The sequence below is a fragment of the Bradyrhizobium sp. BR 1432 genome (assembly GCF_051547705.1).
GTDB lineage: Bacteria > Pseudomonadota > Alphaproteobacteria > Rhizobiales > Xanthobacteraceae > Bradyrhizobium > Bradyrhizobium zhanjiangense.
On the sequence record NZ_JBPUGF010000004.1, the window covers coordinates 16,568 to 32,389 of the forward strand.

Below are 15,822 nucleotides of genomic sequence, written 5' to 3' on the forward strand. Positions count from 1 at the left end.
CCGTCTAAGAGTTCAGATGCAACTTGCTCGATCAATCAAAATCAGTGCCATTCTGATGCCGTCAATCCCGTCAGTCGTGCGCCGGCCACAAGGACGACACTCATCTCCGGTTGCTGCGGGTTCTGGACCAGGACAGCGCTGCACCTGCAATTGGACGGACTGGTGCAAGTCAAGAGCGACTGCGTACCACGTTCGACAAGTGCGGGCAGATCGGTCCGGCGCACGTCAGGCGGCAGCGCACGCCCAACCCTGTGGGAACAAAGAAGAGCGGTGGCGCCCAGCGACCAGCCATCCGAGACAATATGATGCTGCGTCAGCAGGAGCGTCGCGATGGTGGCCACCGGATCGATCTTGGCCGGGCGCATTCACGCCGTGGCCGTTCCGGGTGACCACATGACGATGATGAACATCCCAGAAAACCGCGGTCCAAGTTGACCATTCATAGCCGACAGGCGGGCTCGTAAGGGCCTCGGGAAGCCGGTGATGGACAAGCAATGGGAATACCAGGTGCGGATCAATCTCGAGGAGGAGCTCGCCGGGTTGGCGCGCGCCGATCCCGACAATGCAGCGATCAAGCCGCTGGCGGACATCCTCGCTAAACATCGTGCGACGATGAAGTGTCAGTTCGATACGTTCGCCGAGTATGTGGCGGAAGCCGAGAAACGAGGTACCGAAAACTATCCGCTTTACGCTTGGACGAAAGCGACGATCGAGAATGCAGAAAAGCAGGCGAAATACCTCAAGGCGTTCACGCTCTATGTCGAAGGCAATGAAGTCTATGCCAAGCCGCTCGCTGATGCTCTGGAAGCGGACTTGCAACCCCTTGTCGGCGGCAAGTTGATTACGCGACTGTCCAAGCACGATACTAATCCGGCCAACAACCCGCAGCCTGCGGCTCAGTATCGCAAGTAGGAGACACCGCGGCCGCCCAGCCGGCGGCGCGAAGTGTGTTTATGTTTGCGGCGCGAGTAGCAGTTCAGCAGCCGCTTGCCGGGCACCAGTGACACGGTCGCTCTTTGAAGCCGATCCTCTCCCGAAGCTGCAAGCCCCACATGCGCTGCGTGCTGTCCGTTGAGCTGCGCATCAGAATCACCGTCGCTGCTCTCGCAGAGAAGCCCTCGCAAATGGCGGTCGCCAGTCGGGATATCTGGCCATCATAGTCGGCGTCTCCGGATTGATTAGCGGCGCGTCGTCAAGCCGATCCTCACACCCAAGGCGTTTACCGTCGCGCCATTGCTGCGCCATCCACTCAGCGGTCACGCGCTTCGGCATCGGCTTGAGGACAAGGACGAGACGCCCGGTGCCGCGGCCTTCACCATCTGCAAGGTTTTCTTGTCTCCGGCTGAGTTCGACGCGCTTCATCGCATGTCGGATCGCGGTGTCGGTCAGGCTTGCCATGGCGTTTCCACTGTTCCGCAACTGGGATCGGTCGGGGAGAAACGGGGATCGTTTGCTGGGAGCGGAAGGCCGTTCATCCCGGATGTGGCGCAAGGAGGGGCTCCGCACATAATCGAAAAGGAGATGCTTGATCGCCTGTAACCTCTCGTCTTCTGGCATCTCACCTCCTTTGGCTCTCCGGCTCGGTTTCTGGAGCGGCCGCCGGTTTCTCGATGGACGTTCCATCCTCGGTGATCTGAAGGCGGCCTACTGGATCGATCTGGTCTGCGACTCCCAAGGCCCGGGCCGTCCAACCTGCGACGGGGCTTTCTTCAGCCTTTTTCGGACCGAAGGCCGTGATGGCGGCTGCGACGAATGCGCGAATATCCTGGGCGGCTCGACGATCGGCTGCCATTCGGAGCAGCATCTTGCGTTGCTCTGCTTCCGCCTTGATGACTTTCTCGCGCGCAAGTCGGTCGGCCTCATCGCGTTGTTCGGCCAGCCTACGCTCCATCTCGGCACGACGTCGGCATGCGTTTTCATAGACGGTGTGGGCGTTGGCGCGGTACTGAATCTCGCCGGCCACGATCAGTTTCAGAATGATTTCTCTGAGGCGATCTTCGATGCGACCGCTATCATCATCTGCCCAGGAATCCCCAGTGGCTGGGATTTCCAGTCGGAGGGTTTCGTAAGCTTCGTGCGGCGTTTGGATTCGTCCGCTGGCTTGCGCCCTGGCTCTGGGGTGGTCGAGCGTGAACGAGATCTTCTGGCTGCCTACCGTCACACCCACATTGCGAGCCTGTTCGCCAAGCCAAGGCTGGTGGCCGGCTTTGATCAGGGCAAGGAACAGGTTGTTCAGGATCCGCAGCCGTCTTCGTTCGAATGGGCTATCAAAAAGCGGTTCGCTATAACGGAGCCTGTACGGAGGATCGCTGGGTTTCAGACGACGCAACGCATTTTCGTCGAGGAGATGGCGGATCAAACTATGTGCCGACCCGAGATCGCGCACAAAGCGGATCTTCCCGAGGGACTGGTCCACTCTGACGGCGACAGCTTCGATGGATTCGACGAACGTGGGCTCAGTCGGCGGCGGTGCGGCAAGTACGACTTCAGGATTGGGAGGCCATAGATACGAGCGCGGCCCGGTTCCGATCGTCACGTCCGTCGCCATTCCCGGCGACCGTGGCGGCAGTTTTTGGCGGATAACCTTCTTGTCTGCGCGGAGTTTTGCCCAATAGCCCCGGTCCGGTACGGGAATATCGGCCTTGGCGCAGCACTTTTTCAGCCACACATCGGAGACGCCCATGCGCTGAGCGATCGTGCGCACCGGCTCTGTCCAGACAAGGTCGTAAAGTGCTTCACGAGAAATGGTGGTCAATCCAATCCTCTGGGTCAGTTCGACTCCACTGTAATCATTAAATATTGCGAAGGCGCGACGCCCTCGGCCTGGCTCCGGTGTTCGATGGAACGGATGGATGGGGTGGGCGGTCGATGCATAGGTGTCGGAGTGCGAAAGCGGTGCCCACGTGATGGACGGACCTAATGAAACTCCTGACCGGGCTCGTCTAGAGCTTCACACGGACAGCCTTGCCGTGGTTGAGCTGTTGGCTCGAGATAGCGCCGCGTTTGCGGGTGCGCTCCTCCCGGTGAACGCGCGCTTTCAGGATACCGTCGTCGTCACCGCGCGCTCATGGGGATATGGTGAGCGAGAGCCCCTGGCCCCCTGCAGGGGGAGTATGGGTTATACGTTGAAGCGTATTTCGCTGTGTTTTATGCGCTGCAGCGTATATGGCGTACCAGCGGGGATTCCCCGACCGTTGGCGATCGATATCCGAAAGTCCTTGTCATCCAACCCGAAGCTCGTGCTCCGGGTCGATCGGCGCACAGGCGAGCGCAGAATGGCGGGCGAACGGCCCAGCCCGAAGGCGCCTCTCGAACTCAAGCCGCTTCGTCCGCTCGCGCGCCTCCACATGCGGCACATTCCGCTCGTGACCATTGTCGATTGACAATCCTAGTGCCCGTGTCCCCCTCGCGGTAAGCCAACTCACCGTAAGCCGACAGCCATGACTCACTGAGGCGGCCGCCGAGATTCGCGATGCGACCTTGCGACGTGACGAATACCCTGCCGAATGAATGCGCTGGCGGCCGGAGCACGCAGTCGAGGGCAAGCTCGCTAAGCATCGCGGTCACGTAACTAAGTTCGATCGGACCATACGGCTGATAATGAGCACCACACGCCGGCTCTTCCTGATTGGCGTCTCCGCCCTCCGGCCATTCCACAACTTTGAACGACGGCATTCCCGTACGGCCGATGTGGCATTGCAGGCAGCCGCCAGCCTCGGCGATCGCCACACCGTGTCCGGCGCAAGCATGCGCCTCGGTCCAGCCATACACGATTGGTCGATCTCGTCCCTGAGCAATATGCCAGCGATTAAGAGCGGACTCAGCTGCCCAGCTTCCCGTAGCAGAAACGATCAAGTCAGCCGCCACCATAAGATCTTGGTCGGTATGAAGCAGGTGATGCAGGTCGCAATCGCGGTGCTCGATTGTAAGGTGGGGAAAATCAGCCTGTAGGCGCTCAGCCAGCGTCTCGGCCTTATTGCGGCCGACCGCAGTCGCGCCCAGAGGGTGCCGACCGACGTTCGGCCAGCTGAGCGTATCGTAATCGACCAGAATGAGCCGGCCAACGCCAGCTTGCGCCAACGCAAGAGCGATCGGGGCACCAACGGATCCACATCCCACTAAGACGACAGTGGCCCGAAGCAAATGCTCCGCCCGAGGGTCGCGATCTCGGCCGTGGATCCAACTCGCGTCGGCGCGTTGCACCGAGGTTCTGACAACGGGGACGGGCCCGAAGAAACGACTGAGCAGAACCGGCCTCGGCGTGTGGCCGCGTCGAAAGCCTTTGGACAGAGGCTCCGCCGCCGATCGGACATGGTCCTTTAGGCACTTCGGATTTGGTACCTTGACGCTGATCAGGGCGGCCCCGCCGCGGCCAGTCGCTCCCAGTATGGCGACGAGATAATCGGGTTCGCCAACAGCAGCATCCTCGAGCACCCCTCTTGATTCATCCCCGATCGCGGCAGCCAACGCGAGGAGATCTGAAGAAGTCTCGGGGTAGGCGGCGGGAAGCAGAGGTTCACCAAGCCAGATGAAGGCGGCGACCTCGGTCCTGGTATCGACATTGTCGCCGAAGCGGCGACGCACCCACTGTGCGAGTGAAGCGGCATCCTCGCCGACGACTTCCAACCCTTTTCCTCTCCAAACCTGCACAAGTCTCGATGGCGGCGCAGGAGCGACCAAGCTGTAAAAGTCTGTTCCTTTCAAATGGGCCTTGTAGGCCCAGTAAGTCAGAAACTCCTCGCGGAAATCGCGTTCGATGATCGAGCCCTCAAGCAGCTCCTCAATGAGTTGTATCGATCGGTGAAGCAGGTTTGCGGCGACGGCGGAAGGGTCATCGGGATCATATTCCGCCATGTTCGGCAGCAGACAAAGAATGCCGTCACTCTCGACGTGCGGCCATGTCATGAAATCTGGATGATCGACGAGCGCGGTCCTGACCGGAACGGTTGGAAAGGCCGCCGTCGCCACCACGTCGACGCGACGCGTTCCACCATCGGAAAAGACCACGCTGACCCGCCACGCCGCGACCCATCGGCGCGAAGGATAGCAAGTGCTGATCGTCGCTTGGTCGAGACGTTCGGGTGCCTGCCCAGTCAGTTCGCGCAGCGTGGCTTCAAGGCGAAGCGCCGCCTGTCGCCAACGCAGCGGGAGCGTCTTCTCAGGCATGCCGACCGCCGCCAGCGCTGCTGACGGCGGCGGCCGCTACCGCGGTCTGCGAAAGCAGGCCGGCCGACGTGATGATCGCCGGGGCGGCGACCGCGGCGCGCTGTTCCTCCTCCAGCCGCTCGCTGAAGAAGGTGGTCGCGAAAACCTTGTCCCAGCACTTTAGCGCACGCTCGCGCGTGCAGTCGTCATCGAAGAGGGGCTGCAAGGTGTCGATCGCTTCGGTCAGCTTTTCGCGAAAGCAGCGCGCCCGAGCGTCGTCGGGCCCGGTGGTGATATAGTCGCCGGGCGTGACGGGGTGGGCGACTTGGAGATCGCCGTTGAGTTCGATTACGGATTGCGACCATCGTATCGTAGATCGCTTGATCCTCCCGGTCGTTGTGACGGAACCGCTGGGTCGTGAGTACCGAGATGCCGAAGCCGCTCAGGATGCCGTCCCGCCAGCTATCGCGGCTGCGTGCATATTTTTTGAGGTCTCGATTGATCCGACGGAGCTGAACGCCATCGGCGGACTTCGCGCGTTCGTCCTCGTACCAGTCCGACACGTCTCGTGCGTCGGATCGCTTCCACCCACTACTCGCTGCCAGCTCGTAATGGATTTCTTCGCCGAAGGCGGTTGATGTCAGCACTCGTCGATAGACCGGCAGGTCGACGTGATAGCCCTTTTCGTAAAAGACGCGCACGCAATTCGACCGAACCTCGGGCGGCGTCTTGAACTTGCCGTCATCAACGGCGTCGCGGACCATCTGGCGCGCCTGCAACGAGGTCATCTCCGCCCCGCGATCGCCGACCAAATCTTCCTTCCTAAAGTAGACGCCGTCATCGATGTCGTAGTCATTGTTGGGATCGCGGGTCATCGTCTTCATGGCGTAGCTGCCTTGCTTGACGAACTCGAGCGGTGCCGGCTTATCCGCTTCAGCAAGCCCGTTGCGGAGTCGGGTGCGGTTAGCGTTGCGCCGGTCGCGCATCGCGTCCTGCTCGCTCTTCGGCAGGGTCACTTCCTGATCGTGATATGCACGAACATCCTTGGAGCAGTCGAACATCCTCTATCCTTTCTGGTCGGAGGCTGCGGGGCGGTCCCAGACCGCTCCTGTGGCCGGCATCGCCGGAAGTTCGGTCATGAGGCGTCGGATCATCCGACCGTCCTCGCTATTTGCGTCGTCGCAGCAGCTCTTGGTCAGGTCGGCATCCGTATGCGCCTGCGCGATCAGGCGATCCATTGCTTCCGGCCGCGTGTCGTCGAGCCCCAGGTAAGGCATCATGCTTGCCGGGACAGGCTTGTTGGGGAACCGCACCCTTCGGATCGAGCGCCCACAATTGCTGATGGCGTTCGCCAAAAGCCGCGCCATGTGATCGAAGGCAAACTCCTGCGCCGAGATGCTGAGCGGCGCAACGTCGGCGCCGAGTGTCCAGTCCAACATCGATCGATGGGCGCTTTCCGCGTCGAGATGATCTCCTTCGGGACGCGGACAGGTTCCCAACGAGAAGATCTCAATCGCGCGGTCCGGCGCCGCGATCGTCAGCGCATCGACGAGCCCGACCATGATAGGGTTGTTGGCCCAGAGACCTCCGTCCGCGAACACTTGCTGTGGCCCGCTCGGCGTGTTCGGATCGTCGATAGCCGCAAGCGAGCGATAGATCGGCGCTGCGCTGGTCGCCATGCACACATCCACCAGCGGGTAGCGATCATCGCGGATGCCGCTCTTCGGCGTCTTCTTGAATACCCAGGCGCGGTGTTGGCTCATCAGCACGGCGGGAATTGACAGGGAGATGCCGCGCCCGTCGAAAACATCGCGCATCGTCACAGCGCCGAGGACACCTTGCAGCGCATCGCGAAGCGCTTTGTCGCCCTCGCGTACGAACCGGCTGCCCTGCGTAGCGCGATAGATCGCGCCGCCTTTCCCGGCGATCCGGTGCGGAAAGATCTTAGGCCCATGTTCGCGGTAGAGCGCCACCACCTCGGACATGGGTCGGCCGACCGCGAGAGCACAGCCGACAATCGCCCCGGTGCTCGTGCCAGTAATCAGGTCGAACCCACGGCCAAGATCGAGCGCCGTCTTACCTCTAATCCGGGCGAATTGGTCGGTCAGGCGAGATAAGAACGCGGCGGTATAAATGCCCCGCATGCCGCCCCCATCAAGGCTCAGAACGCGAAAGGGGTGTGCCGTCTGTCGATGTTCCTCAGATATTTCCATCCGACGGGCCTTGGTGGCAAAGTAGGGGGCGCTCACACATCGATATGGACTTTCTGGCTCGGACGACTTCCGCCTCGGGGAACGGGCCGCGCAACAGCTGCGTCGGCATGTGGTTATCCTTTCGGCGGAAAGGGGTCGTTGCCGTACGAATTCGCGTCCCGGATACGACCGTCAGGACGGTGGATGACGACTTCGCCATGCTCGCGAAGCGCGGTCTCGCGCGCAGCTTCCGTCGCTTTGGCTTGGGTGTCGTGAGTGGAGCCCACTCGCGACGCGCCTTCGCGGCGTGTGGCCCACCCCGCTTCGTGCGGCACTACATGGATGCGTTTTGACATTGCAGGTTCTTTCGACTCGCGGAGAGCCCAGCGCCCACCGGCCAGGATAGAGATTCCCGAGTTCAAGCTGGATGTCAACTATTGATCACATTAATATGTGAGTAATAAGCACATTATGTTTATAATATTGACACCGGACGCGATGGAGCGCAAACATCGGCTATGGCAGGCGATCCGGTCTATAGGACGTTCGGGAGTGCCGTTTCGGCCCGGCGAAAGGCGCTTGGCCTGACGCAGGCGCAACTGGCAAGCAAAGTGAAAATGTCTCGCGCGTCGATCGCCAACATCGAGAGCGGCCGGCAGAACATATTGCTGCATCATGTCTATGCGCTCGCCGCCGCGCTCGACTTCGCGAAGGTCGCTGACTTGCTGCCGCCATTGCCGCAAAAGTCCATAGGGGAGCAATTGAAGATGACGCTGTCGAACCAGGCGCTGTCGAAGCAATCGCTATCGGAACATGCGGGGGCTCAGGTCGCGGACTTGATCACGAGCGCGCTGGCGCCACGTCGCGGTCCTAAGGTCGGATCGTGAGAGACGCCGATCCAGGTCGAGCGCGCGAAGCCGCGCGCGCGATCCTCCGGGAGTTCGGCGTTTCAGCGCCGCCCGTTCCGGTCGAACGCATCATCAAGTCGCGCAAGATCGTTCTTCAGTACGCGCCGCTGGAGGAGGATCTTTCGGGCATGGCCTATATCAAGGACGGCGTCGGCATCATCGGCGTCAACGCGCTGCATCATCCCAACCGCCAGCGCTTTTCTGCAGCCCATGAGCTCGCCCATCATGTGCTGCACGACGGTGACATCAGACAAGCCGTTCACGTCGACAAAGGGATTCGTGTTCTCTTCCGGGACGACATCTCGGCGCTCGGAACCGAGCCGATGGAAATTGAAGCCAACGCCTTCGCCTCAGAGCTATTGATCCCCGGCGATCTCTTAGCCGCCGCCTTGGAAGGCGGTGGCGTGGACCTTGAGGACGAGGCGGCGATTGAGGGTCTCGCGCGTCGGTTTAGGGTAAGCCCGGCAGCGATGCGTTTCCGGTTGACCCGTTGGTAACAAGCCCATGAGCTTCGTCTTTTTCGACACAGAGACGACGGGGCTGAAACGGGGCTTCGATCAGATACTCCACTTCGCGGCTGTTCGCACTGATGCGAACCTGAACGAGCTGGCGCGGTTCGAGACGCGCTCGCGTTTGCAACCGCATGTGCTTCCCCATCCTTCGGCGCTTCGCACGAATGGCTTGCCGATCGAATGGCTGACCGATGGGAACCTGCCGTCGCACTACACGATGGTGACAGACATTCGCCGGACCCTGATTTCCTGGAGCCCGGCGGTGTTCGTCGGCTTCAACTCCATCCGCTTCGACGAGGAGATGCTGCGCCACGCGCTCTTTCAGAGCCTATATCCGGCATATCTGACGAGCAATCACCGCAACTGCCGCGCCGATGCGCTCAGCCTGGTGATGGCCGCCGATGCCGTATCGCCTGCGCAGCTGGTCGTGCCGGTCAACGAGGAAGGGCGGCGGACTTTTCGCTTGCAACAGCTGGCGACCGCGAATGGCGTCTCCCATGCTCGGGCGCACGACGCGATGTCCGATGTACTTGCGACGCTCGACCTATGCCGGCTGATCTATCAACGATCGCCGGAGTTGTGGCAGCGGTTTGTGCGCTTCTCGAACAAGGCGACCGTCGCGGATTTTGTCGAGGCCGAAGACGGCTTCGTGTTGACCGAGTTCTTCGGCGGCCAAGCCTATCATTCGCCGGTCGTCTGCATCGGCTCGGATCCCGATCAGGCCAATGGCCGGCTTTGCTTGAGCCTCAACGAAGATGTGGGCCGGCTCGCCGCGATGAGCGATCCCGAACTGCAAGTTCATCTGACGCAGAAGCCGAGTCCGATCCGTCGCTTCAGGATCAATGCCGCACCCACACTGACGGCGTTCTTCGACGCTCCCGAACATATGTTGGAGGGCGGTGCGATTGGCGATATCGAAGACTGGGCCCGTCGCGTGAAAGCGGACATTGGTCTGCGCACGCGGCTTGTGGCTGCGTACATCGCCGCGCGCGAGCCTTACGCGTTATCTCCGCACATCGAAGAGCGCATCTATAACGGCTTTCCCGGCCCTGCTGACGAGGCACGAATAGCCGCGTTCCACGATGCGCGATGGGAGGACCGCTTCGCGATCGTCCAGGGCATGGAAGACGAGCGACTGCGCTGGTTCGGCCTCCGGTTGATCTATTTCGAAGCGCGCTCGGTTCTCCCCGAACCTGCTCGATTGGAGGTCGAACGCTATTTAACCGATCAGATGACGGGTGACGGTTCGGGTTGCCTCACTATCGATCAGGCGATGGCCGAGACGGGAAGGCTACTGGGAGAGGCTGTCGGTCCGGACGACCTTCTGATGCATTATCGCACTTACCTGCAGGATCGACGGGCGCGGTTGGAGGCCTATCGGGCGAAGTTGGTCGCCTGAATCCGCCAGATCGGGGACGGGTCTGACTTTCGCGCATCTGAAATGCGCGATTGTCCTTGACATTTTCCCCGGTTTTGCAACTTTCGCGCATCTGAAATGCGGGCAAGTCTGTGACAATCCTCCTGGTCGGTGAAACCATTGACAGGCGACGCGCCCATGCCCAGGCGGCGGCGGGCGAGCTCATTCAGCTCGTCCGTGGGGTCTACGCCCAGGCCAATCCCGACGTCGATGCGGCGGTCTTGGCCCACGCCGTGCGCATCGCACATTATCTCTACCCGACCGCTTATCTCTCGTCGGCGTCCGCCGCGCTCCTGCGACCAACCCCCGACGGCCGGCTTTTCCTAAGCGGACGACGCAACCAGCGAACCCGGATCCGCACGCTCGAGATCGTCCAAAACGAAGCGCCCGCTCATCCGTCGACGGCGCCGGCGATCGTGGGCGACGATCAAGGTGAGATCAGGATCGAGGTGTCGTCACCGCGCCAGCGGTTCCTGGAAGCGTTCCGGCTCCGAAGCGAGCATGCCAGCGCCATTACCGACGAGCTTCGTGCCGATATGGCGGCACGGCTGATCGAGGAGTTTGGATCACCACAAGCGGCGGCGGACGCCGTCTGGGCGCTGGCTCGCGAGAATGGCTGGTATCGCGAGGGGGAAGGGGCCGAGCGCTACCTGACCACGCGCACCTCTGCCGGAAAGGCGGTGGCGAACAAGGCGGCTCTTGAGCGGATCGTCGCCTGGCATGGCGAGCCTCTCGGCCGCCTGACGCATGACGGCTTCGAATGGCGTTGGAAGGCGACGGCGAATACGGCACCGCCGCTCGTTCGCCAGACAGCGCCCGGCAAGCTCCCCGCATTTGTGGAGTTGCTGTTGCCGGAAGGCTGGCTCGCCCAGGTGCTTCACGAGCGGGACGATCGCGATGCCATTCGCCGCGGCAAGCGGTTCATGTCGAACGTCGCTGTTGTTGGCAATAAGAAAGAGCTCGAAGCGCTCCCGCTCGACGTCCTGCAAGCGCCGCTTGCGAAGTTCGCGAAAGGCGGGGAATTCACTGGACGCTATGTCGGTCCATCGCGGGGTGAGCTGGAGCACAGCTTCGAGGAGAATCTCGCGCAGTTATTTGAGCGTGCGGAGACGCCCCGTCTGTCCGGCGTGCAAATCAAGGCACCGATGTGCCTGACGTCCGAGGGCGAGCTGATCCCGGCGATCGACGCGCCGTTCACCCACATCCTCAAGCCTGCGGGGCTCGCCGGCTTCGAGGCGCTGCCAGTCGTCGAATGGATCTGCCTGGAGCTCGGTCGAGCGGCGGGGTTCGTCGTGCCTGACGCCGCACTTGTCGGCATGCCCGACGGCATGGCGCCCGCACTCGTCGTCGAGCGGTTCGACATCAGGCGGGACGAGGCTGACGAGCGCCGCCTCGCGCTCGAGGATTTTTGCTCGGTGCTCGATCTGCCCGCGGCGGCAAAGTACGACGGCACTATCGAGCGCGTGGCGCGCGGGCTTCGACCGCTCTCCACCGATCCCGCCGACGATCTCGATATTCTATTCCGGCGCGCGCTCTTCGCCTGGCTGATCGCCGACGGTGACATGCACCTCAAGAACCTGGCGTTGCTGAAGATCGCCGCGCCCGGCGCGCGGCAATTCGAGAGCGTCCGGTTCGCGCCGCTCTACGACGCGGTCACGACGCGGGTCTTTCCGGGCCTTGCCAGTGATCGCATGGCCCTTAAACTGAGTGGGAAGGACGAACGGCTCACGCCGCGTGATTTTCTCACGCTTGCCCGTACTATCGAGCTCCCCGTCGCGCGCGCGGAAGACGCGATGGCGACCGTAGCGGTGGCAACGCGCAAGGCCGCGGATGCCTTATCGCTGCCCAAAATTGCGCGTGACCGCGAAGGCGCCACGTCCGCCGAGGGGCGCGTCAAGGCGATCGTGGCTGAGCGATGCGGCGCCTTCGCATGAGCTTGGAATCGGTCAAAATATATGTTGGCGTGACCGACCTCGACTGGTTCGAGTTTCTGTCCGCGCGAAGCGTCGACGAGGTCAATTTCTGGCAACCAGGTGGCCGATCGCAGTTTCGCGCGCTTCAGCCCGGCGAGCTGTTTCTGTTCAAGCTCCATAGCCCGAACAACTTCATTGTCGGCGGCGGTCTGTTCGGCCATGCCTCGATCGTTCCGATCTCGCTCGCATGGGAAGCGTTCGGGGACAAGAACGGTGCCGCCTCGCTCGACGAAATGCGCGGTCGGGTGGCTCGCTATCGGCGCGAGCCGGTCGACTTTCGAACCGACTATTCGATCGGTTGCCGCATCTTGGAGCAACCGTTCTTCTGGCCGCGGGATCTCTGGCTTCCAATTGCCGATCGCTGGGCGCCGAGCATTGTGGTCGGAAAGGGGTTCGACACCGGCGAAGCGGACGGACGATTTCTATGGGACGCCGTTCGAGAGCGACTGACTGCCGCGCCTGTCGGTGCGTCGACTCCGCTCGCCGAGGTCGCGCGGTACGGCGATCCTAGGCTTGTACGGCCACGCCTTGGTCAAGGCACGTTCCGGGTTGCTGTCACTGACAGCTACGGTAGGCGCTGCGCAGTCACGGGCGAGCGCACGTTGCCGGTCCTCGATGCTGCACACATCCGTGCGTACGGGGCTGGCGGCCAGCATGAAGTTAGTAACGGCCTGCTCCTTCGCACCGATATCCACAAGCTGTTCGATCGCGGCTACGTGACGGTAGACGCTGATCACAGGTTTGTTGTGAGCCAACGCCTTCGAGAGGACTTCCAGAACGGTCGGCACTATTACGAGTTGGAGGGGCAACGGCTCGCATTGCCAGTGCGCGTCGACAATAGGCCCGACATCGATGCGTTGCGGTGGCACCGCGAAGAAAGATACCTCGCGTGAAGACGAGCAAATCAGCGAGCACAAACGAGAGTGGAGCAGGTTCCGCTTCGCTTGCGGGCTATGAATATCAGATCGACGTCTCAATATGGCTGGCGCTCGATCTGGTCCTGATTTCGCGCCTCACAGACGAGCTTGTCCTCGAACCCGCGAGCCAAGAGGACCTTGAAGCTACACTTTCCGATGCCGAACCGGGACGGCTCGTCAGTCGAGTGCCGATGACCGGCTACACGCTGATTGTACAAGCCAAGCGCCGTGGCGGTGACGCTTGGACGCCGACAACACTCAAATCCCTGTTGAAGCACGGAAGTGACACTCGGATATCGGCGGCCGAGCGACTGAAGAACCTCGGCGCGCGCTATCTCTTGGTGACGAGCGCCGGCGTCAATGGCGATGCAAGGAAGCTGAACAGACGGCAAGCCGGCTCGTGGCCGAAGCCCAATGCGATGCCGAACGTCATCTCCAAGGACATCGATCACGACATTTCTGGGCGGGTTGCGGTCATTGCAAATCAGGATGACGAACGTCTGCGCGGAGACATTGATCGCCTTCTTTCAGAAGGCTGTCGTGTCCCCAATGCGCGCTTAGCTTCCTGCCGGTCGAAGCTGCGCGAGGAAGCACGTTCGAGAATTGCGCGAGCCGGCGGAGGGCGATGGCGCCGGCAGGACATCGAAAGAATCGTTCGGGAACACGAAGGTTACGCGACGCCCAGATGGTCCTTCAAGAACCTCCAGCCGGCTCACCGACCCCGTCGTTGAGCCGTCCAAATGGACGTCCTTTTTGCTGTCCAATCCCATCCCAAACCTCCGTCCAAGCCGGAGGCTTCTTTCGCACAGCTATACCGATCCCGAAGCAAGGGTTCCGGCTAAGCGCTTACGAAGGAGGGCCAGACTCGTGCCCCGAAACTGCTTCCGCTCGGCAGCGCCCACAAGGTCAGCTATGCCAAGGCGCTCTCGGCCCACATCACGTTTCAGGATGACATCAAAGCGGGAAAATATCCCGACGCGCCGAAGGCCGGGCCGGGTCGCAAGCCGAACGGCGAAAGTTTCGAGAGCTAAGGCGAGCGATTGCTCGTGCCCTTAAAGGTGAGACAAGCGATGTGCCCCCATTGTGCCCCAGGTTTCTTCCGGGCACACCGCGAGGGAAGTGAGACACTAAGTTCCTGAATTTTCGGGGCTAATGGTGGGCGCACAAGGGATCGAACCTTGGACCTCTCCCGTGTGAAGGGAACGCTCTCCCGCTGAGCTATGCGCCCGGGACCATCATGCAGGCGGCCGGACTTTCGGCCGGCCGGCAGATCGGAGCCCGCGATTTAGAAGTGCGGGCCCAAGGTGTCAAGTTTCCAGGCGCCGTGGGGCCGGAAAACCTGCCGCAAGCCAGGCAATTCGGTAGGAAGCCGGGTTTTGGCCCAATTACGCGCCCTATTGGCGGGCACGGGAGGCGTGGGCCTGGAGCGCGCGGATGCGCTCGGCGAGCGTTCCGCCGCCCTCGGGCAGGGCGCTACCGGCCGCGCCGTTGCTCGCGGCGTCGTTGGCCGGGCGCGGCGCCGGCTTCGGCGGCTGGCCGGCCTCGGCCGCGAGCAGCGCCTCGATCGGCGAGTTCGGGCCTTCGAGCTGCATCGCGAGCTTGGCGACCTCGGCGGCGATGTCGTTGATGCGCTCGCGCAGCAGCGCGTTCTCCATCCGCTCGGTCGCCCAGGAGCTCTCCGCCTGCTGCTGGATCGCGTTGATGTCGCGCTGGAGCTTTGCGCGCTCGTCGCGCGCGGTACGGAGCTGCTCCTCGAGCGCTGCCTTTTCCGCGCGCAGCGCTTCGAGCGCGGCCGGCGACTTGCCGCCGCTCAAGGCGGCGATCTCGACGCGGAGCTCCTTGACGGTGCGTTCGGCACTTTCATTGGCCTTGCGGAGCTGGTTGTTCTCGTAGTCGCGTTCGGCGAGCAGCTTGCCCTGCGTGGCGAGACGTCCCTCGAGGTCGGCGACGCGGCCCGACAGCATCTCGGCCTCCTTCACCTGCACGATGAGCTGGCGATCGAGCTCGGTGACGCGCTGGCTCAAATTCTCGACGCGGCCGCGCGCCTCGCCGAGTTCGCGCGAGGCGGTCTCGGATTCGGTGCGCTCGTGCGCAAGGCGCGCTTGCGTCGCGGCAAACTCCTTCTCGGCATCGCCGACGCGGTTCTTCAATTCCTCGATCTGCGCGCGCACGGCGACGAGCTCGACCTGGCGGCTCTCCGCCATGATCGAACGGTCGGACAGTTCAGAGTTGATCTTGGCGAGCTCGGCCTGCTTGTCGCTCAGCGCCAGCTCGGCGGCGTGCAGCGCCTCGGTCTTGGCGTTGAACTCCTCCTCGGTGGCGCGGAGCTGCTCCTTCACCGCTTTCTCGCGCGCCTCGAGTGCGAAGATCGTGGCGTTCTTCTCGCCCAGTTCGATCTTCATGCGGTTGATGGCGTCGCTCTTCTTGCCGAGCTCGGCGAGCTGGCTCGTGGTCTTGTTCTTGAGCTGCTCGACGCTCATCTCCAGCCGCCGCGCCGACATGGCGAATTCGGCGCGGAGCTGGTCCTTGTCGGCCTGGATCTCGGCCATCGACAGCGGGGTGGCGGCCTCGAGCCGGCGCGTGGTCAGGCGCACCGCGCGGTTATGCACCAGCGGCACGAGGGCAAGCCCGCACAGCATCGAGAGCAGGAAACCGATCGCCAGGTACATGATCGGTTCGACCATGGGCCAAAACTCCCAGAGCTAAGGAAAAATTTACCAACGACAATGCCATGGCGGGCCGGCAAAAAGCCAGCCCC

General features: G+C 62.2%; 14 protein-coding genes, 1 tRNA gene and 1 pseudogene. 7 read left to right on the forward strand and 9 right to left on the reverse strand.

Translation table 11 applies throughout. From position 1 onward, the window contains the following. Window positions 1-483: 483 nt before the first annotated feature. Entirely contained in the window at window positions 484-912 is a 429-nt protein-coding gene (locus ACSKB8_RS41135; RefSeq protein WP_438110975.1) for a hypothetical protein, read from the forward strand. Window positions 913-1,215: 303 nt separating this feature from the next. On the opposite strand, the pseudogene ACSKB8_RS41140 reads toward ACSKB8_RS41135, so the two are convergent. From ACSKB8_RS41140 to ACSKB8_RS41170, 7 genes and pseudogenes are all read right to left on the reverse strand, one after another. Next, window positions 1,216-1,398 (reverse strand): annotated as a pseudogene (locus ACSKB8_RS41140) (site-specific integrase); the annotation flags it as partial. 160 nt (window positions 1,399-1,558) lie between these two features. After that, the gene (locus ACSKB8_RS41145) at window positions 1,559-2,755 is read right to left on the reverse strand and encodes a hypothetical protein (protein ID WP_438110977.1); all 1,197 of its coding nucleotides are present in this window, start codon (window positions 2,753-2,755) and stop codon (window positions 1,559-1,561) included. 560 nt (window positions 2,756-3,315) lie between these two features. After that, on the reverse strand, window positions 3,316-5,166 hold the full coding sequence (locus ACSKB8_RS41150) for a ThiF family adenylyltransferase (protein ID WP_438110979.1): 1,851 nt from the start codon (window positions 5,164-5,166) through the stop codon (window positions 3,316-3,318). Further along, complete coding sequence (locus tag ACSKB8_RS41155; protein WP_438110981.1) at window positions 5,159-5,371, reverse strand: hypothetical protein; 213 nt, start codon at window positions 5,369-5,371, stop codon at window positions 5,159-5,161. The genes ACSKB8_RS41150 and ACSKB8_RS41155 overlap by 8 nt, the downstream gene beginning before the upstream one ends. Then, on the reverse strand, window positions 5,352-6,206 hold the full coding sequence (locus ACSKB8_RS41160; protein ID WP_438110983.1) for a cyclic GMP-AMP synthase DncV-like nucleotidyltransferase: 855 nt from the start codon (window positions 6,204-6,206) through the stop codon (window positions 5,352-5,354). Before ACSKB8_RS41160 ends, ACSKB8_RS41155 begins: the two co-directional genes overlap by 20 nt. A gap of 3 nt (window positions 6,207-6,209) precedes the next feature. Then, window positions 6,210-7,358, reverse strand: a complete 1,149-nt coding sequence (locus ACSKB8_RS41165; RefSeq protein WP_438110985.1) for a patatin-like phospholipase family protein — start codon at window positions 7,356-7,358, stop codon at window positions 6,210-6,212. 113 nt (window positions 7,359-7,471) lie between these two features. Continuing rightward, window positions 7,472-7,693: a DUF2188 domain-containing protein gene (locus ACSKB8_RS41170; RefSeq protein ID WP_438110987.1), complete on the reverse strand. Its 222-nt coding sequence runs from the start codon at window positions 7,691-7,693 to the stop codon at window positions 7,472-7,474. Between the two features lie 162 nt (window positions 7,694-7,855). On the opposite strand from ACSKB8_RS41170, the gene ACSKB8_RS41175 reads away from it, so the two are divergent. From ACSKB8_RS41175 to ACSKB8_RS41200, 6 genes are all read left to right on the forward strand, one after another. After that, window positions 7,856-8,224 carry a helix-turn-helix transcriptional regulator gene (locus ACSKB8_RS41175; protein ID WP_438110988.1) on the forward strand — a complete coding sequence of 123 codons (369 nt, stop codon included), beginning with the start codon at window positions 7,856-7,858 and terminating at the stop codon, window positions 8,222-8,224. Continuing rightward, the gene (locus ACSKB8_RS41180) at window positions 8,221-8,742 is read left to right on the forward strand and encodes an ImmA/IrrE family metallo-endopeptidase (RefSeq protein WP_438110990.1); all 522 of its coding nucleotides are present in this window, start codon (window positions 8,221-8,223) and stop codon (window positions 8,740-8,742) included. Before ACSKB8_RS41175 ends, ACSKB8_RS41180 begins: the two co-directional genes overlap by 4 nt. A gap of 7 nt (window positions 8,743-8,749) precedes the next feature. Beyond that, on the forward strand, window positions 8,750-10,156 hold the full coding sequence (locus ACSKB8_RS41185; RefSeq protein WP_438110992.1) for an exonuclease domain-containing protein: 1,407 nt from the start codon (window positions 8,750-8,752) through the stop codon (window positions 10,154-10,156). Window positions 10,157-10,266: 110 nt separating this feature from the next. Then, complete coding sequence (locus tag ACSKB8_RS41190) at window positions 10,267-12,108, forward strand: HipA domain-containing protein (protein WP_438110994.1); 1,842 nt, start codon at window positions 10,267-10,269, stop codon at window positions 12,106-12,108. Beyond that, window positions 12,105-13,040 carry an HNH endonuclease gene (locus tag ACSKB8_RS41195; protein WP_438110996.1) on the forward strand — a complete coding sequence of 312 codons (936 nt, stop codon included), beginning with the start codon at window positions 12,105-12,107 and terminating at the stop codon, window positions 13,038-13,040. Before ACSKB8_RS41190 ends, ACSKB8_RS41195 begins: the two co-directional genes overlap by 4 nt. After that, entirely contained in the window at window positions 13,037-13,795 is a 759-nt protein-coding gene (locus tag ACSKB8_RS41200) for a hypothetical protein (protein ID WP_438110997.1), read from the forward strand. Before ACSKB8_RS41195 ends, ACSKB8_RS41200 begins: the two co-directional genes overlap by 4 nt. A 422-nt stretch (window positions 13,796-14,217) precedes the next feature. Here the strand turns inward: ACSKB8_RS41200 and ACSKB8_RS41205 are convergent. Both ACSKB8_RS41205 and ACSKB8_RS41210 read right to left on the reverse strand, forming a co-directional pair. Then, window positions 14,218-14,292 (reverse strand) — tRNA-Val (locus tag ACSKB8_RS41205). Between the two features lie 166 nt (window positions 14,293-14,458). Then, window positions 14,459-15,748 (reverse strand): hypothetical protein, encoded by a 1,290-nt coding sequence (locus ACSKB8_RS41210; protein ID WP_438110999.1) that lies wholly within the window; start codon window positions 15,746-15,748, stop codon window positions 14,459-14,461. Window positions 15,749-15,822: the final 74 nt, after the last annotated feature.